Genomic DNA, 17,313 nt, shown 5'->3' on the forward strand with positions numbered 1-17,313 from the left:
CTCCATCGCACTCCCGATCCGGCATCGCAGGCATGGCGCCGCGGCGCCGTGTCGCGGCCGTGCACTCGACCGAAAGCCATTCCATGCTCAACGAAACCCACGACCCGGCCCTGCGAAGCTGGGTCCCCGCCAGCGCCGCGGATGCCGCCGACTTCCCGATCCAGAACCTGCCTTTCGGCCGCTTCGTCTCGCCGCTCACCGGCCGGCCCACGCTCGGGGTCGCGATCTCCGACGCCGTGCTGGACCTCGTGGCCGCGACCGATGCGGGCGTGCTGGGCGGCGCGGCAGCGCAGGGCGTGCGCGCCTGCCGGGACGGCTGGCTCAACGGCCTGATGGCGCTGCCGGCAGGCCATGCGTCGGCACTGCGCCGCGATCTCTCTCGGGCCTTGCGCGCCGATGCGTGCATCGACAGGCGCCTGCATGCCTGCCTGTTCCCGCGCCACGGGCTCACGATGCTGCGGCCGGTCGACGTGCGCAACTTCTCCGACTTCTACACCTCCCTGCACCATGCGCGGAACTGCGGACAACTGCGGCGCCCCGACAACCCGGTGCTGCCGAACTTCCATGCCCACCCGGTGGCCTACCACGGCCGCGCCTCCACGCTGGGCGCGAGCGGCACCGCGTTCCATCGGCCCATGGGACAGTTCCTGCGGCCGGACGAATCGGTGCCCGTCTTCGAGGCCAGCCAGGCGCTCGACTTCGAATGCGAACTGGGCGTGTACGTGGGGCAGGGCAGCGCGCTGGGCGATCGCATCGCGCTCCAGGATGCGCCGCGGCATGTGTTCGGCTTCAGCCTGCTGAACGATTGGTCGGCGCGCGACCTGCAGGCCTGGGAGTCCAGCCCGCTGGGGCCCTTCCTGTCCAAGAGCTTCTTCTCCACGGTGGGCGACTGGGTCGTGAGCGCCGAGGCGATGGCGCCTTTCCGGGTCCCGGCCGCGCCGCGCGAACCAGGCGCAGCACCCCTGCTGCCCTGCTTGGACGAGGCGTCGGACCGGCTGCGGGGCGGGCTGTCCATCGACCTGGAGATCCGCTTGCGGACGCCCGCGATGCGGCGTGCCCGCAGCGCACCGGCGGTGCTCGCGCGCCCGCGCTTCGCCGACCAGTACTGGACGGTGGGCCAGATGCTCGCGCACCAGGCGAGCAACGGCTGCCGGCTGGAGACCGGCGACCTGCTGGGCAGCGGCACCGTCTCCGGCCCGACGGACGATCGGCTGGGCTGCCTGCTCGAACTGACGCGGGCGGGCCGGCGCGGCGTCACGCTGCCCAATGGCGAGGAGCGCACCTACCTCGAAGACGGCGACGAGGTGCTGATCTCCGCGCGCAGCGCCGCGCCGGGCTTCGTGTCGATCGGCTTCGGCGCCTGCACGGGCATGGTGCTGCCCGCGCGCCGTTGAGGCCGGCTCAGCCGGCGTGCGCCGCCGCCTGTTCGCGCGGCTTGAGCAGGTCCAGCGCCACGTCGACGATCATGTCTTCCTGGCCGCCGACCATCTTGCGCCGGCCCAGCTCGACCAGGATGTCCACGGTCTTGAGGCCGTACTTCTGCGCCGCGGCCTCCGCATGGCGCAGGAAGCTCGAGTACACGCCCGCATAGCCCAGCGCCAGCGTCTCGCGGTCCACCCGCACCGGGCGGTCCTGCAGCGGGCGCACCAGGTCGTCGGCCGCGTCCATCAGGCGGTAGAGATCGCAGCCGTGGTTCCAGCCCAGGCGCGCGGCCGCGGCGATGAAGACCTCCAGCGGCGCATTGCCCGCGCCCGCGCCCATGCCGGCCAGGCTGGCGTCGATGCGGTCGCAGCCTTCCTCGACGGCCACGATGGAATTCGCCACGCCCAGGCTCAGGTTGTGGTGCGCATGGATGCCGGTGGCGGTCTCGGGCTTGAGCACCTCCTTGAAGGCGCGGAAGCGATCCCGCACGTCCTGCATGCCCAGCGCGCCGCCGGAGTCGACCACGTAGACGCAGGTGGCGCCATAGCTCTCCATGAGCTTCGCCTGCTCGGCCAGCTTCTGCGGCGTGGTCATGTGGCTCATCATCAGGAAGCCCACCGGGTCCATGCCCAGTTCGCGCGCGTACTCCAGGTGCTGGCGCGAGACGTCGGCTTCGGTGCAGTGGGTCGCCACGCGGACCACGCGCGCGCCGGCGTCGTAGGCATTGCGCAGGTCGTGCGTGGTGCCGATGCCGGGCAGCAGCAGGGTCGCGATCTTCGCGTGCTTCACGCTCTCGGCGGCGGCGGCGATCCACTCGACGTCGGTGTGGGCACCGAAGCCGTAGTTGAAGCTCGAGCCTTCCAGGCCGTCGCCGTGCGCGACCTCGAGGCTGTCGACGCCGGCGGCGTCGAGCGCGGCCGCGATGGCGCGCACATTGGCCAGGCTGTACTGGTGGCGGATGGCGTGGCTGCCGTCGCGCAGCGTCACGTCGGAGATGTAGAGTTTCTTGGTGGCGGTCATGCTGCTTCCTTCAGGCCGCGCGCGATGCCGGCGGCGATGCGGCGCCGGGCCATCATGTCGGCGCAGGCCAGGGCGGCCGAGGTCATGATGTCGAGGTTGCCGGCGTAGGCCGGCAGGTAGTGGGCGGCGCCCTCGACTTCGAGGAACACCGAGGTCTTGAGGCCGTGGCGCGGGCCCAGGCCGGGGATGTTGAGCGGCGCCTCGGGCGGCACCACGTCGAACTGCACGCGCTGCTTCAGGCGGTAGCCCGGCACATAGGCCTGCACGCTCGCCACCATCTGTTCGATGCTGCGTTCCACCGCGGCTTGGTCGGCGGGCTCCGACAGCACGAACACCGTGTCGCGCATGATCAGCGGCGGCTCGGCCGGGTTCAGCACGATGATGGCCTTGCCGCGCTGGGCGCCGCCCAGCTTCTCGATCGCGGCGCGCGTGGTCTCGGTGAACTCGTCGATGTTGGCGCGGGTGCCCGGGCCGGCGGACTTGCTGGAGATCGAGGCCACGATCTCGCCGTAGTAGACCTTGGCCACGCGCGAGACGGCCGCCACGATCGGGATCGTCGCCTGCCCGCCGCAGGTCACCATGTTCATGTTGCTGGCGTTCTCGGCCTCGAGGTTGATGGCCGGGATCACGTAGGGGCCGATGGCCGCGGGCGTCAGGTCGATCACCTGCACGCCGTGCTGTTGCAGCACCTCGTTGTGGCGGGCGTGCGCGCCGGCCGAGGTGGCGTCGAAGACGATGTCGATGTCGGGGAAGACCTCGAGCGCGAGCAGGCCGTCCAGGCCCTGGGCCGTGGTCGCGACGCCCAGGCGGGCGGCGCGCTGCAGGCCTTCCGAGGCCGGGTCCACGCCGACCATCGCGCCCATCTCCAGGTGCTGGCTGTTGCGCATCACCTTGATCATCAGGTCGGTCCCGATGTTGCCGGGGCCGATGATCGCGACCTTGAGCCGGGCGCTCACGATGCCGGCTCCGCTTTGGCCGCCTTCTTCTCGGCCTCGATGTCGCTGCGCGTGCGGTCGCCGATGGCCCAGTGGGTGTGCGGCACCTCGGTGGCGACGACGCGGATGGTCTCCAGCGGCGCGCTGAGCGTCTGGTGCACTACGCGCGCGACCTCCCGCAGGCATTGGCTCACGGTGGCGGCGTCGCGCCCCTCGAGCATCTGGATGTGGACGATGGGCATGGGTTTCCCTTGTGGATGGTGATGGAATTTCTGGGGTGGAGGCGGCGAGGCGGGTCAGTCGAGGCTCACGCCGGCGGACTGCACCACCTTGCCCCACTTGATGCTCTCGGCCTGCATGAAGCTGGCCAGTGCCTTGGGCTCGCCGCCGGTCAGTTCCACGCCGGTGGCCGCGAAGCGCTGCACCAGGTCGGGCCGCTTGAGCGTGGTGTTGACCGCCGCATTGAGCTTGTGCAGCACGTCGGCGGGCAGGGCGGCCGGGCCGACGATCGCGAACCAGGCGACGGACTCGAAGCCCTTCACGCTCTCCGCGATGGCCGGCAGGCCCTTGATCGCCGCCACCGGCTGCGCCGTCGCCACGCCCAGGCCGCGCATGCGGCCCGACTCGACGAAGGGCAGGGTCGAAGGCGAGTTGTCGAACATCACCTGGATCGCGCCGCCCATGAGGTCGTTGGCCGCCGGCGAACTGCCGCGGTAGGGCACGTGCACCAGGTCGAGGCCGGCCTGCGACTTGAGCAGTTCCATGGTGAGGTGGCTGGTGGTGCCGTTGCCCTGCGAGCCGTACGAGAGCTTGCCCGGATGCGACTTGGCGTAGGCGATGAACTCGGCCAGCGTCTTGTAGGGCTGCGCGGGGTTCGTCACCAGCACGATCGGCACCGAGGCCAGCATGCCGATCGGCGACAGGTCCTTGGCCGGGTCGTAGCCCTGGCGCTTGTAGAGATGCTGGTTGATGCTCAGCGGGCCCGCGGTGCTGACCAGCAGCGTGTAGCCGTCGGGCTTGGCGCGCACCACCACCTCGGTGCCCACGTTGCCGCCGGCGCCGGGCCGGTTGTCGACGATCACCGTCTGCTTGAGCTCGCGGCCCATGCCTTCGGCCACGGCGCGCGCCAGGATGTCGGTGGTGCCGCCCGGCGGGAACGGGACCACGATGGTGATCGGGCGGCTCGGGAAGCTCTGTGCCATGCCGGCGGTGGCGAAGGCCATCAGCGTGCCGCAGGCCAGCAGGCGGGCGAGGTGTCGAATCGGGTTTGTCTTCATTGTTCTGTTCCAGTTGTCTTCTGTTCGGGGGTCAGTCGTCGAAGCCGTACAGCCGTGCCGGGTTGCGCACCAGCATCTGCTGCTGCACCTCGGGGTCGGGGACCCAGAGCGGGATCAGGTCGACGGTGTCGGCGTCGTTGGGCATCGCGCCCGCATGGATCGGGTGCGGCCAGTTGGTGCCCCACAGCAGCCGGTCGGGCCGCGCCTGCGCGACCGCGTGCACCATCGGCAGCATGTCGGGGTGCGGGTAGGGCAGCGAGGACGATCGGTAGAGGCTGGCCAGCTTGACCCAGCAGCGGTCGGTGTCCAGCAGGTCCATCACGGCCGCGAAGCCTTCGCTCTGCGTGCCTTCGCTGCCCAGCACATGGCCCAGGTGGTCGAGCACGAAGGGTTTGGGCAGGGCGCGCAGGCGCGGGGCCAGCGCCGTCAGCTCGGCCGAGTGCCGCAGGTGCAGCACCAGGTGCCAGCCCAGCGCATGCGTGGCCTCGGCCAGCGCTTCCAGGTGCTCGAAGTTCGCGCCGCCGCGCACCACGGTCGAGATACGGCAGCCGCGCATGCCGCCGTCGTGCAGCGCCTGCAGCGCTTCTGGCGAGAGGCCGGGCCGGATCACCGCGATGCCGCGGGCGCGCGGGCCGAGCGCCTCGATCGCATCGAGCGTGGCGCGGTTGTCGGTGCCGTGCGCGCCGCCCTGCACCAGCACGCAGCGGGCGATGCCCAGCGTGTCGAGCAGGGTGCGGTACTGGTCGACCGTGCAGTCTTCGGGCGTGTAGCTGCGCTCGGGCGAGAAGGGGTAGCGCGCCTGCGGGCCGAAGACATGCGCATGCGTGTCGACGGCGCCGCGCGGCAGCGTGAAGCGCGGCCGGCGGAGGTTGCGGTCCGGGCCCGGGCACGGCGGTGCCGCAACGCCCGCGGTGGTGGGCGTGCTCACGCTGCGGCGGCCTTCGAGGCGGCGTCCTCGCGCTGGGCGAGATCGGCCAGGATGTCGGCGCCGCGGTTGGCCGCGGGCAGGCCGCGGAACAGGAAGCACAGGCTGATGACGGCCTGCATCTCGTCCCAGCCCGCGCCCGCGCGCCGCGCCGCCAGGCCGTGCGTGGTGGCCGCGTCGTTCATGTCCATCAGCAGCATGCCGAACAGCATCAGCTGCACGGTCTTGGGGTCGAGCACGTCGGTGTACATGGCGTGCGTGCGCATCTGCTCCTGCAGGTCGAGCATCTTCGGGTCCAGCGCGCCCGTGACATGGAAGCGCGACTGGATGCGCGGCGGCACGTAGCCCAGCAGGTCGCGGTAGACCTGGCCGCGTGCCTCGGGGCTCTGCTGGCCTTCTAGGCAGGGGCCGATGACCCGCTCGATCACCGAAGGGTCGAAGGGCTTGGCGGGGGTGGAACTCATGGTGTCTGTCTCCTGGTGTTGTGGGGGCGAAGGAAAGGCGGCTCAGCCCTTCAGGTGGAAGCCGGCCTGGCCGAGCTTTTCCATCTCGACCGAGACGTACTGGCCCGGGCGGATCCATTCGGCCGGCGTGGCGCCGCCGGCCATCACGATCCAGCCGGCCTGCAGCGGCTCGCCGGCCGCGGCCGAGAGCCGCGCGGCCGCCACCAGCGAACGCAGCGGGTGGCCCAGCAGCGCGGCGGTGGAGCCCACCTGCGCCACGCGGCCGTCGATGTTCAGCGTGAGGCCGAGGTTGCCGAAGTCCACCCGGCGCGGATCGCTCCAGGGGCCGACCACGAAGGCGCTCGACGAGGCGTTGTCGGCGATCACCTCGGGCAGCGTGAACTTGAAGTCCTGGTAGCGCGAGTCGATGATCTCCAGCGCCGGCGCGATGGCCTCGACCGCGGCCAGCGCTTCCGGCCCGGTCACGTCGCCCGCCAGCGGCTTCTTGAGCACGAAGGCCAGCTCGGGTTCGCAGCGCGGATGCACGAAGCGCGAGAAGTCGATGGCCGTGCCTTCCTCCACCTGCATGCTGGACGTGAGCCGGCCCCAGATCACGTCCGACAGCCCCATCTGGAGCATCTTGGCGCGGCTGGTGAAGCCCATCTTCACGCCCACGCGGCGTTCGCCGCGCGCGATGCGGCGCCGGATCGACGCGGCCTGGATCGCATAGGCTTCGTCGAGGCCGAGGCGGTTCTCGGGATCGATCTGCGGCAGCTCGCGGGCCTCGCGCGCGCAGCTGTCGAGCAGCTCGGCGAAGTGCTCGATGGAAGGGGTCGTGGTGTCGTTCATGCCTTGTCTCCGCCAGGGGCTGCCGCGAAGGCCGCGCGCACGCTGCCCAGGCCGTTGATGTGGGTCTCGAAGATGTCGCCCGGCGTCACGGCCACCATCGGGCCGAGCGCGCCCGAGAGCACCAGGTCGCCCGCGCGCAGCGGTGCGCCCAGCCGCGCCATGGTGCGGGCCAGCCACACCACGGCATTGAGGGGATGGCCCAGGCAGGCCGCGCCGGCGCCGGTCGACACGGGCTCGCCGCGCCGCAGCATGGCCATGCCGGCCAGGCGCAGGTCGAAGTCGGCCAGCTTGCGCGGCGTGGTGCCCAGCACGTAGGCGCCGGCCGAGGCGTTGTCCGCGACGGTGTCGACGAACTTGATGTTCCAGGCGGCGATGCGGCTGCCGACGATCTCGATGGCGGGCAGCGCGTAGTCGATGGCGCGGATCAGGTCGGCGTGGCCGGGCAGCGCCATGTCGAGGTCGCGGCCGAGCACGAAGGCGATCTCGGCCTCGACCTTGGGCTGGTGCAGCACCTCGGCCGGCACCAGCTCGCCGTCGCCGTAGACCATGTCGTCGAACAGCACGCCGAAGTCCGGCTGGTCGACGCCGAGCTGCTGCTGCACCACGCGCGAAGTCAGGCCGATCTTGCAGCCGACGACACGCCGGCCTTCCTGCTGCACGCGCAGCTCGGTGTTGATCTTCTGGATGGCGTAGGCATCGTCCCCGGTGATGTCGGTGAACTGTTCGCGCAGCGGCGCGATGAAGTGGCCGGTGCGCGCCGCGTCGCGCAGCGCGGCCGCGGCCTGCAGGTGTTGCTGGGGTGTCATGGGATCGAGGTCTCCTTGTGGGGCCTGATCATCCGCAGCACCTTCGATACGGTCAAATACCGATTTTTCCAGGTTTGATACCCTTTGGGTATTGAACAGGAGAACCCATGGACCTGCGACAGATGCGCCTTTTCCTCGCGCTCGCCGAAGAGCGGAACTTCTCGCGCGCGGCCGAGAAGCTGCACATGACCCAGCCGCCGCTCACGCGCCAGATCCGCGCGCTGGAGGAGGGCATGGGCGTGGCGCTGTTCGTGCGCACCGCCAAGGGCGTGGACCTCACGGTCGCCGGGCAGGCGCTGCTGGAGGAGGTTCCCAACGTGCTGTCGCTGGCCCGCCTGGCCGAGGAGCGCACCCTGCGCGCGGCGCGCGGCCTGGGCGGCAAGATCGAGATCGGCATCTTCACCGCCAGCGTGCTCAGCGTGATCCCGCAGCTGCTCGCGCGCTTCCATGCGCAGCGGCCCGACGTGCAGATCGGCCTGCACACCATGAGCAAGATCGAGCAGCTCGAGGCGCTGCGCGAGCGGCGCATCACCGTCGGCTTCAACCGCCTGGTGCCCGAGGCGCCCGACATTGCGGTCGAGCCGGTGCGGCGCGAGAAGCTGGTGGTCGGCCTCTACGACAAGCACCCGCTGTGCGCGCGCAAGACCGTCTCGCTGCGCGACCTCGAGGACCAGCCCATGATCCTCTACCCCAACCTGCCGATCGCGGGCCTGGCGCAGGCCGTCACCGCGGCCTTCCAGCGCGCCAAGCTGCGCCTGCGGGTGGAGCAGGAGGTGGAGGACGTGTTGACCTGCGTGGCGCTGGTCTCGGCCGGCTTCGGCGTCTGCATCACGACCGAGCCGGCGATGAACCTGCGCCTGCCCAACATGGTGTACCGGCCGCTGCGCGCCAGCGACCTCAACGACGTGGAGCTGAGCTGCCTCTACCGCCGCGACGACCGCTCGCCGGTGCTGCTGGCTTTTCTCGACGTGGTGGATGCGTACCGCAGGGGCAGCGTGCCGCGGCCCGCGTCGGCGCGTTGAAGCGCCGCCGGTGTCGGACGCGCGCTGGTGCGGTCCGGCGAGGCGGCGACGCGCTCAGCCCAGCACCGGCAGCCGCTGCCCGACCTCGAGCAGCTGGTCGCGCATCCACGCGGTGCCCGGGTCGCTCTCGCGCAGGCTGTGCCACTGCAGCACCTCGGTCAGGCGCGGCGTGGCCATGGGCGGTGCCAGCACGCGGATCGGCATCGACTGCGCGAACTGCTGCGCGAGCCGCGTCTGGATGGTGGCGATGCGCTGCGTGCCGACCAGGAAGCGCGGCATCAGGGTGAAGGCATGGGTGATGACCTCGATGCGCCGCGTGCGGCCGTATTCGTTGGCGTACCACTGCTCGAACCAGGGGTTGCCGCCGCGGTCGTCCTGGTAGACCACGTGGCCCAGCGCGGTGTACTGCGCGAGGTCGATGGTTTCGCCCAGCGTGGCGTGCTGGGCGCAGGCGATGACCTGGTAGGTGTCCTCGAACAGCACGGCCTGCGGATGCTGGTCGGCGGTCAGGTGCGCGGGCGTGATCAGGAAATCGGCCAGGCCCTGGTCGAGGTCGCTCGCCATGCCCGGGTGCGTGGGGCGCAGGTCGAAGCTCAGGCCCGGTGCGAGCTGGCTCACGCGGCGCAGCACCTCGGCCAGCAGCACGCGCGCGACATAGTCCGAGGCGATGATGATGAAGTGGCGCTGCGCCAGCGCGGGATCGAAGTCGGGCTTGATCGAGACGGTGGCGTCGATGCGCAGGATGATGTCGCGCACCGGCAGCACCAGGCTCTCGGCCAGCGGCGTGAGCTTCATGCTGCGGCCGACAGCCACCAGCAGCGGATCGCCGAAGTAGTCGCGCAATCGCGCCAGCACGCCGCTGGTCGCCGACTGCGTCATGTGCAGGCGCTCGGAGGCGCGTGTCACGTTCTGCTCCGCCAGCAGGACATCCAGCGCGACCAGCAGGTTCAAATCGATGCGTTGGTATCGCATGGCTCAGGCAAGTGAAGGGCAGCGCATGATACGGCGCGCCGTGCGTGGCGCGGCCGCGTGGCATGCATGCCATGGACAGGCCTCGAGCGGTCGATGGACCTAGGGATTACCACTATCGGCGATGCCGATGTCAGCGATCGCCAAAGTCGATTTCCCGATGCGCGAGGGCCTCCGTAGGATCGCCGCCCATGCCGATCCCGCCCTCGTTTCCCGCCGTGCTGCCATGAGCGATGCGTCCCGCAATCCGTTGAAGGGATGGCAGGTCGACCGTGCCGCCATCCGCCACGTGGGGCAGGGGCTGCAGCGGCCCGAGTGCGTGCTGGCCGAACGCGACGGCACGCTGTGGGCGGCCGATGCACGCGGCGGCGTGATGCGCATCGCGCCGGACCGCTCGCAGCGGCTGGTCGCGCCGCGCGTCGAGGGCCGCGGCGATGTCGTCTCGTTGCCCAACGGCCTCGCATTCGCCGCCAACGGCGACCTGCTGATCGCCAACTGGGGCACCGATGCGCTGGAGCGCATGGACCGCGATGGCGTGCTGCGGACCCTGCACGACCGCATCGACGGCCGCCCGCTGGGCAAGGCCAACCATGTGCTGCGCGACCGGCGCGGCCGCGTGTGGCTCACCGTGACCACGCGCGAGCAGCCCTGGACGCGCCAGCTCCAGACGCGCAACGCCGACGGCTACATCGCGCGTCTCGACGCGCAGGGCCTGCGCATCGTGGCCGAGGGCTTCTGCGGCACCAACGAGATCCGTTTCGATGCGGCCGAGGAGTGGCTCTACGTGGTCGAGAGCACCGGCCAGCGCATCACGCGGCTGCGCGTGGCCGACGACGGCACGCTGGGCGCGCGCGAGGTCTACGGGCCGTCGCGCCTGCCGGGCTTTCCCGACGGTTTCGCCTTCGATGCCTTCGGCAACCTCTGGATCACGCTGATCTTCAGCGACGAGCTGGTGGCGATCACGCCCGAGGGCGAACTGCTGACCCTGCTCGACGACAGCCATCCCGCCACCAAGGCGCGGCTGCTGGGCGCCTTCGACGCCGGCCAGCTCACGCCCGAGATCCTCGAGGCGACGCACGGCAGCCTCGCGCCCTGGATGGCCAGCATCACCTTCGGCGGGCCCGACCTGCGCACCGTCTACCTCGGAAGCCTGCGCGGCAGCACGCTGCCCAGCTTCCGCGCGCCGGTGGCCGGCCTGCCGATGGTCCATTGGGACGAAGAACACCATCCATCCACCACGGAGACACCATGAAATTCGCCACCCTCCACGACGGCAGCCGCGACGGCCGGCCGGTCCTCGTTTCCCGCGACCTGCGGCGCGCCGTCGATGCGCGCGACATCGCGCCGACACTGCTGGCGCTGCTCGAGTCCTGGGACCGGCACGCACCCGCGCTGCAGCAGCGCTCTGCGGCGCTCAACGCCGGCGATGTCGAAGCGGCCTTCGACTTCGACCCCGCGCTCGCGATGGCGCCGCTGCCGCGCGCGCCCCAGTGGTGCGACGGCTCGGCCTTCCTGCACCACGGCCGCCTGATGGAACGCCCCTTCGACACGCCGCCCATCCCCGAGTTCGACACCGTGCCCGTGATGTACCAGGGCGCGAGCGACGACTTCCTCGGCGCCCGCGAGGTGGTGCGGCTGCCCGACGAGGCGCAGGGCATCGATTTCGAGGGCGAGTTCGGCGTGATCGTCGACGCGGTGCCGCTGGGCGTCGCCCCCGAACGCGCGCTGGCCCATGTGCGGCTGCTGGTGCAGATCAACGACTGGAGCCTGCGTGCGCTCGGCCCGCGCGAGATGAAGGCCGGCTTCGGCTTCCTGCAGGCCAAGCCCTCGACCAGCTTCGCGCCCGTGGCGATCACGCCCGACGAACTCGGCAGCGCCTGGCACGAGGGCCGCATCCACATGAAGCTGCACGTGGGCTGGAACGGCGAGCGCTTCGGCCAGGCGCATGGCGGCGCGATGAACTTCCACTTCGGCCAGCTGATCGCGCATGCGGCGCGCACGCGGCGGCTGTCGGCCGGCACCGTGATCGGCTCGGGCACGGTGTCGAACGCGGCGCCGGAGGCGGGCTCCTCGTGCATCGCCGAACGCCGCGTGCTGGAGATCCTGGCGCACGGCGCGCCGCGCACCGAGTTCATGCGCTTCGGCGACCGGGTGCGCATGGAGGCGCGCTTCGACGAGGCCGGGCCCGACGCGGCCGTGCCCGCGCCCTTCGGCGCGATCGACCAGCAGGTGCTGGCGGCCGCGCCCGCCGGGCACTGAACGGCCACCACGCAGACATCCACGAACGACAAGGAGACGCCATGTCCATCCCACGACGCAGCCTTCTCGCCCTCGCGCTGACGCTCACCTTCGCGGCCGGCTTCGGCGCCGCGCAGGCCGCCACGCCGGCCATCCCGCTCACCGTGAGCTACACCGCCACGCCCGAGTTCGGCGCCATCTTCATCGCCAAGGAGCAGGGCCTCTTCGCCAAGCACGGGCTCGACGTCAAGCTGCAGCTGATCCCGGTCAGCCCCAACGTGCCGGCCGCCGTGGTGTCGAACTCGGTGCAGATCGGCGGCACCACGCCGCCGGTGCTGCTGCAGGCCACCGACAGCGGCCTCGACCTGGTGGCCGTGGCCGGCGGCGGCGTCTACGAGACCCGCTCGCGCGGCGTCGGCCTGGTGGTGCGCAACGGCCTGAGCGTGAACACGGCCGCCGACCTGGTGGGCCGGAAGGTCGGCGTGCCCGGCTTCAACGCCACCCTCCACCTGCTGGTGCGCAAGTGGCTGCTCGACCACGGCGTCGATCCGAAGAAGGTGACGTTCGTGGAGGTCGCCATTCCGCAGATGCCCGACGTGCTCAAGGGCGGCAGCGTCGACCTGGTGGCCACGGCCGAGCCCTTCGTCGGCCGCATCGTGCAGGGCCAGATCGGCACCGCGGTGCCGGCCTTCTCGAACGAGCTGGCCAACGGCTTCTCGTCGGTGCTCTACGTGTCGACGCGCAAGTGGGCGGTGGCCAACCCGGCCGCGGTCAAGGCCTTCCGCGACGCGGTGCAGGAGGCCGTCGTCTTCGGCAACGCCCACAAGGACCAGGGCTACGAGGACATCGGCAAGTACTTCAAGGTGCCGCCGCCGGTGCTGCGCGCCACGCCCTGGCCGAACTGGGTCACGACGCTCACCGACGAGCACCTGCGCTTCTGGGTCGACACGATGCGCGCCCAGGACATGCTCAAGAAGCAGCCCATGCTGGGCTCGGTGATCCTGCCATGAGCGCGGGTGGACTGTTGCGCGTGGTGCCGCCGGCCGACGCCTCTGCACCGGCCGAGGCCGCCGCCCCGCTCATCGCCTTCGACGAGCTGGGCCTGGACTTCAGCGGCCGGCGCATCCTCAACCGCCTGAGCTTCTCGATCGGCCGCGGCGAGATCGTGAGCGTGGTCGGTCCCTCGGGCTGCGGCAAGACCACCTTGCTGCGTCTGGTGACCGGCCTGGTGTCGCCCACGCGCGGCGCGGTGCGGCGCGAGGGCGTGGCGGTGGACGGCCCGGCGCCCGACGTGGCGATCGTGTTCCAGGACTATGCCAACGCGCTGCTGCCCTGGCGCACCGTCGCCGGCAACGTGAGCCTGGCGCTCGAGGCGGCCAGGGTGCCGGCCGCGCAGCGCGGCCCGCGCATCGCCGAACTGCTGGCCAAGGTCGGCCTGGCCGCGCATGCCGAGAAGTTTCCGCGCCAGCTCTCGGGCGGCATGCAGCAGCGGGTGCAGATCGCGCGCTGCCTGGCGCAGCGGCCCGCGGTGCTGCTGATGGACGAGCCCTTCGGCGCGCTCGACGCCATGACCCGCCAGGACCTGCAGGACGAGATGCTGCGGCTGGTGCGCGAGACCGGCACCACGGTGCTGTTCATCACGCACGACCTGGACGAGGCGATCTACCTGAGCGACACGGTGGTGGCCTTGCGCGCCAACCCCGGCGAGGCCTCGAGCCTGGCCCGGACCTTCACCGTGCGGCTGCCCTGGCCGCGCAACCAGCTGGCCACGCGCGAGGACCCCGAGTTCCTGCGGCTGCGCCGCCAGGCCTACGACTACCTGCTGGAGGCGCACTGATGGCCGCCGCGATCCTCGCTGCGTCGCCGGCCGAGGCCCGTCGGGCCTGGCGTGCTTGGGTGCTGCCCCTGGGCGCGCTGGGGGCGGCCGAGGCGCTGCTGCGCTGGCGCCCGGTGCAGAGCGACGCCGTCGCGCTGCCCAGCGCGGTGCTCCAGGCGCTGCTGCAGGCGCTGGCCGACGGCAGTCTCTGGAACGCCACCTGGCAGACCCTGGCCGCGATGCTGGGCGGCCTGCTCGCGGGCGGTGCGCTGGGCCTGCTGGTGGGCGTCTGGTTCGGCCTGTCGCGCCGGGTGGCCGCGCGCGGCGCGCTGCTGGTCGAGTTGCTGCGCCCGCTGCCGGCGGTGGCGCTGATCCCGGTCGCGATGCTGGTGTTCGGCTTCGGCTACCGGCTGGAGATCTTCGTGGTCGGCTTCTCGGTCTTCTTCCCGATGCTGATGCTGTCCCATGCGGCGGTGCAGGCCGTGCCGGCGCGCCTGCTCGAAGTGGGGCGGATGCTGCGCCTCCCGGTGGCGGCGCGGGTGCGCAAGATCGTGCTGCCGGCCGCGCTGCCGCGGCTGTTCGTCGCGCTGCGGCTGTGCATCGGCATCGCGCTGGTGGTGGCGGTCACGACCGAGATCGCGAGCAACCCGCAGGGCCTGGGCTATGCGCTGCTCTCGGCGCAGCAGAGCCTCGCGCCCGAGCTGATGCTCGCGGTGCTGGCCTGGGTCGGGCTGCTGGGCTGGGGCCTCAACGCGGGCCTGCTGGCCTTGCAGCGGCGCTGGTTCAGCGGCCTCGCGACCACGGGAGCCGGGCGATGAAGCCGCGTTTCGGCGAGGCGCTGGCCGCCGTCGGCGTGGTGCTGGCCTTCGTGCTGCTGTGGGGCGCGGCGGCGCATTTCGAGTGGGTCTCGGCGGTGTTCCTGCCCGGCCCGCTGGCCACGGCCGAGGCACTGCGCGACGGCCTGCGCCAGGGCGAACTGCTCGCGCTGTTGCTGCAGACGGTGGAGCGCATGGTCTACGGCTGGCTGCTGGCCTCGATCGCGGGCGTGCTGCTGGGGGCGCTGATCGGCACCTCGGCCGCGCTGCGCGCCTGGGTCCAGCCCACGCTGGAGTTCGTGCGGCCGCTGCCGGCTTCGGCCCTCATGCCGCTGGCCATCGCGCTCATGGGCCTGTCGCAGTCGATGGTGCTGTGCGTGATCGCCTTCGGCGCGGTCTGGCCGGTGCTGCTGGCCACGGTGCACGGCTTCGCGGCCGTCGAGCCGCGTTTGTTCGAGGTCGGCCGCGTGCTGCGGCTGTCGCGCGCGGCCTTCATCTGGAAGGTGGGCCTGCCCAATGCGCTGCCCGATGTGCTGGGCGGCATGCGGCTGTCGCTCACCGTGGCGCTGATCCTGGCCATCGTCGGCGAGATGCTGGCCTCGCAGTCGGGCCTAGGCACGGCCATCGTGCAGGCCGCGCGCAGCTTCCGCTCGGCCGACCTGTTCGCCGGCGTCGTGCTGCTGGGCGGCGTCGGGCTGGCGAGCAACGCGCTGCTGGCGCTGCTCGAGGGCCGGCTGCTGCGCTGGCAGCGGCCCTGAGCCCGCGCCTTCTTCCTTCTTCCTCCTCCATTCCCACGAGCCACCCACCATGACCACCACCTTCGTCGACCTGTCGATCTACCTGGAGAACGACGTGCTCTCCGACCCGCCGCCGCTGGCGCCGCGCATCGAATACAAGGCCCACGCCGAGACCGTGGACGAGTTCACCCGGCTGCTGCCCGGCACCCGGCCCGAGGACTATCCCGACGGCGAGGCCGCGGCCTCCGAATGGGTGCGGCTCACGACCCACAGCGGCACCCACCTCGACGCGCCCTACCACTTCCATTCGACGATGGACGGCAAGCTCGGCGGCGCGCGGCCCTCGATCACCATCGACGAAGTGCCGCTCGACTGGTGCTTCCAGCCCGGCGTGAAGCTCGACTTCCGCCACCTGCCCGACGGCCACGTGGTCACGGCCGCGCAGGTCGAGGCCGAGCTGGCGCGCATCGGCCACACGCTGTCGCCACTGGAGATCGTGGTGGTGAACACGCGCGCCGGTTCGCGCTACGGCCACGACGACTTCGTGAACGCCGGCTGCGGCATGGGCTACGAGGCCACCATGTACCTGCTGGAGCGCGGCGTGCGGCTCACCGGCACCGATGCCTGGAGCTGGGACGCGCCCTTCAGCTACACCGCGCAGAAGTTCGCGGAGACCGGCGACACGCGGCTCTTGTGGGAAGGCCACAAGGCCGGCCGCGACATCGGCTACTGCCACCTGGAGAAGCTGCACAACCTCGAGGCGCTGCCGCCCACCGGCTTCCACATCGCCTGCTTCCCGCACAAGATCCGCGCGGCCTCGGCCGGCTGGACGCGCGCGGTCGCGATCTTCGACCGGCGCCTGCAGGCCGCGCACTGAGATGTGGGTGCACCTCTGCGGCGAGGGCGGCGCGCCCTGCCGCGCACCCGCGCCCGGCACCCGGCCCTTCACGGTCGACGTGCATTGCCATGTGGTGACGCCGGCGGTCGAGGCGCTGGTGGCCGGGCACCCCGCCAAGCTGGCGGAGGTGGCCGCGATGCAGCAAAGCATGGGCCCAGCCTCGGCCGCGCACAACCAGGCCGTGATGCTGCCGCAGGCCCTGCCGCGGCTCATGGACATGGCGCAGCGGCTCGCCGACATGGACGCGATGGGCGTCGACGTGCAGGTCCTGAGCCCCTCGCCGCACCAGTACCACTACTGGGCCGAGCCGGCGCTGGCCGAGGAGATCGTGGCGCTGCAGAACGCGCACATCGCGGCGTTGTGCGCGGCCCACCCCGAGCGGCTGCGCGGCCTGGGCACGGTGTCGCTGCAGCACCCATCGTGCGCCGCGGCCCAGCTCGCGCACGCGGTGCAGGGGCTGGGGCTGCAGGGCGTGGAGATCTCGACCTCGGCCGCGGGGCGGGAGCTCGACGACCCGGCGCTCGATCCCTTCTGGGCCATGGCCGCCGCGCTGCAGGCGGTGGTCTTCCTCCACCCCTTCGGCACCCAGCTCGGCGCGCGGCTCGCGACCCACTACCTGAGCAACACCATCGGGCAGCCGCTGGAGACCACGGTGGCGCTGTCGCGGCTGATCTTCGGCGGCGTGCTGGACCGCCATCCGGGCCTGCGCATCCTGGCCGCGCACGGCGGCGGCTACCTGCCGACCTGCCTCGGCCGCTCGACCCATGCGCGAGCCGTGCGCCCCGAGGCCGCGACGATGGCGCGCGCGCCGCGCGACTACCTGCGCGAGATGTTCTTCGACACCGTGGTCCACGAGCCGATGGCGCTGCGCCACCTGATCGAGGTCGTCGGCGCCTCGCAGGTGCTGATGGGCACCGACTATCCCTTCGACATGGGCCACGATGCGCCGCATGCGCTGATGGCGGCCATCCCCGGCGTGACGGACGCGGAGCAGGCGGCGCTGCTGGGTGGCAACGCGCGGCGGCTGTTCGGGATCGGCTAGGGGCCGCGCCGGGCCTTTCACTCCCGGCGCCGCCTTTGCGGGGGCGCGCCAGCAAGATTCACTGCAAGTGGCCCGAAGTTCGATCGAACTTGCGGGGCC

Annotated in this window: 19 protein-coding genes; 10 read left to right on the top strand and 9 right to left on the bottom strand. The window is 71.5% G+C overall.

The genetic code is table 11. From position 1 onward, the window contains the following. Nucleotides 1-83: 83 nt before the first annotated feature. Nucleotides 84-1,394 (top strand): fumarylacetoacetase, encoded by a 1,311-nt coding sequence (gene fahA / locus QTI20_RS16370; RefSeq protein ID WP_286552401.1) that lies wholly within the window; start codon nt 84-86, stop codon nt 1,392-1,394. 7 nt (nt 1,395-1,401) lie between these two features. Here the strand turns inward: fahA and dmpG are convergent, their stop codons facing one another. From dmpG to mhpD, 8 genes are read right to left on the bottom strand one after another with little or no spacing between them, the layout of a single operon-like run. Continuing rightward, the gene (gene dmpG, locus QTI20_RS16375; RefSeq protein ID WP_286552403.1) at nt 1,402-2,442 is read right to left on the bottom strand and encodes a 4-hydroxy-2-oxovalerate aldolase; all 1,041 of its coding nucleotides are present in this window, start codon (nt 2,440-2,442) and stop codon (nt 1,402-1,404) included. Beyond that, nucleotides 2,439-3,398, bottom strand: a complete 960-nt coding sequence (locus QTI20_RS16380; RefSeq protein ID WP_286552404.1) for an acetaldehyde dehydrogenase (acetylating) — start codon at nt 3,396-3,398, stop codon at nt 2,439-2,441. Before QTI20_RS16380 ends, dmpG begins: the two co-directional genes overlap by 4 nt. Then, the gene (locus QTI20_RS16385; protein WP_183023793.1) at nt 3,395-3,619 is read right to left on the bottom strand and encodes a tautomerase family protein; all 225 of its coding nucleotides are present in this window, start codon (nt 3,617-3,619) and stop codon (nt 3,395-3,397) included. The genes QTI20_RS16380 and QTI20_RS16385 overlap by 4 nt, the downstream gene beginning before the upstream one ends. A 54-nt stretch (nt 3,620-3,673) precedes the next feature. Next, the gene (locus tag QTI20_RS16390; protein ID WP_286552406.1) at nt 3,674-4,654 is read right to left on the bottom strand and encodes a Bug family tripartite tricarboxylate transporter substrate binding protein; all 981 of its coding nucleotides are present in this window, start codon (nt 4,652-4,654) and stop codon (nt 3,674-3,676) included. Nucleotides 4,655-4,685: 31 nt separating this feature from the next. Further along, entirely contained in the window at nt 4,686-5,582 is an 897-nt protein-coding gene (locus QTI20_RS16395) for an amidohydrolase family protein (protein ID WP_286552408.1), read from the bottom strand. Further along, on the bottom strand, nt 5,579-6,043 hold the full coding sequence (locus QTI20_RS16400; protein ID WP_286552409.1) for a carboxymuconolactone decarboxylase family protein: 465 nt from the start codon (nt 6,041-6,043) through the stop codon (nt 5,579-5,581). Before QTI20_RS16400 ends, QTI20_RS16395 begins: the two co-directional genes overlap by 4 nt. A gap of 42 nt (nt 6,044-6,085) precedes the next feature. Beyond that, complete coding sequence (locus QTI20_RS16405) at nt 6,086-6,871, bottom strand: 2-keto-4-pentenoate hydratase (RefSeq protein ID WP_286552411.1); 786 nt, start codon at nt 6,869-6,871, stop codon at nt 6,086-6,088. Then, complete coding sequence (gene mhpD, locus QTI20_RS16410) at nt 6,868-7,677, bottom strand: 2-keto-4-pentenoate hydratase (protein ID WP_286574225.1); 810 nt, start codon at nt 7,675-7,677, stop codon at nt 6,868-6,870. The genes QTI20_RS16405 and mhpD overlap by 4 nt, the downstream gene beginning before the upstream one ends. A gap of 107 nt (nt 7,678-7,784) precedes the next feature. Between mhpD and QTI20_RS16415 the strand changes: the two genes are divergently transcribed. Then, nucleotides 7,785-8,699, top strand: a complete 915-nt coding sequence (locus QTI20_RS16415; RefSeq protein ID WP_286552414.1) for a LysR family transcriptional regulator — start codon at nt 7,785-7,787, stop codon at nt 8,697-8,699. A gap of 54 nt (nt 8,700-8,753) precedes the next feature. Here QTI20_RS16415 and QTI20_RS16420 read toward each other — a convergent pair whose 3' ends face one another. Beyond that, a complete protein-coding gene (locus QTI20_RS16420) occupies nt 8,754-9,671 on the bottom strand; it encodes a LysR family transcriptional regulator (protein WP_286552415.1) in 918 nt (305 codons plus the stop codon). Between the two features lie 223 nt (nt 9,672-9,894). Between QTI20_RS16420 and QTI20_RS16425 the strand changes: the two genes are divergently transcribed. Genes QTI20_RS16425 through QTI20_RS16460 form a run of 8 tightly spaced genes read left to right on the top strand, consistent with a single transcriptional unit; the run spans nt 9,895 to nt 17,214 of the window. Beyond that, nucleotides 9,895-10,920 carry an SMP-30/gluconolactonase/LRE family protein gene (locus QTI20_RS16425; RefSeq protein WP_286552417.1) on the top strand — a complete coding sequence of 342 codons (1,026 nt, stop codon included), beginning with the start codon at nt 9,895-9,897 and terminating at the stop codon, nt 10,918-10,920. Beyond that, nucleotides 10,917-11,927: a fumarylacetoacetate hydrolase family protein gene (locus QTI20_RS16430; RefSeq protein WP_286552418.1), complete on the top strand. Its 1,011-nt coding sequence runs from the start codon at nt 10,917-10,919 to the stop codon at nt 11,925-11,927. The genes QTI20_RS16425 and QTI20_RS16430 overlap by 4 nt, the downstream gene beginning before the upstream one ends. A gap of 41 nt (nt 11,928-11,968) precedes the next feature. Continuing rightward, complete coding sequence (locus QTI20_RS16435; RefSeq protein WP_286552419.1) at nt 11,969-12,916, top strand: ABC transporter substrate-binding protein; 948 nt, start codon at nt 11,969-11,971, stop codon at nt 12,914-12,916. Then, a complete protein-coding gene (locus QTI20_RS16440) occupies nt 12,913-13,743 on the top strand; it encodes an ABC transporter ATP-binding protein (RefSeq protein WP_286552421.1) in 831 nt (276 codons plus the stop codon). The genes QTI20_RS16435 and QTI20_RS16440 overlap by 4 nt, the downstream gene beginning before the upstream one ends. Beyond that, nucleotides 13,743-14,540 (top strand): ABC transporter permease, encoded by a 798-nt coding sequence (locus QTI20_RS16445; RefSeq protein WP_286552423.1) that lies wholly within the window; start codon nt 13,743-13,745, stop codon nt 14,538-14,540. Before QTI20_RS16440 ends, QTI20_RS16445 begins: the two co-directional genes overlap by 1 nt. Next, entirely contained in the window at nt 14,537-15,295 is a 759-nt protein-coding gene (locus QTI20_RS16450) for an ABC transporter permease (protein ID WP_286552425.1), read from the top strand. Before QTI20_RS16445 ends, QTI20_RS16450 begins: the two co-directional genes overlap by 4 nt. 49 nt (nt 15,296-15,344) lie before the next feature. Then, nucleotides 15,345-16,151 carry a cyclase family protein gene (locus tag QTI20_RS16455; RefSeq protein ID WP_183023777.1) on the top strand — a complete coding sequence of 269 codons (807 nt, stop codon included), beginning with the start codon at nt 15,345-15,347 and terminating at the stop codon, nt 16,149-16,151. Between the two features lies 1 nt (nt 16,152). Beyond that, entirely contained in the window at nt 16,153-17,214 is a 1,062-nt protein-coding gene (locus QTI20_RS16460) for an amidohydrolase family protein (protein WP_286552428.1), read from the top strand. The last annotated feature ends 99 nt before the right edge of the window (nt 17,215-17,313 follow it).

It is taken from the genome of Variovorax sp. J2P1-31, assembly GCF_030317215.1.
GTDB lineage: Bacteria > Pseudomonadota > Gammaproteobacteria > Burkholderiales > Burkholderiaceae_C > Variovorax.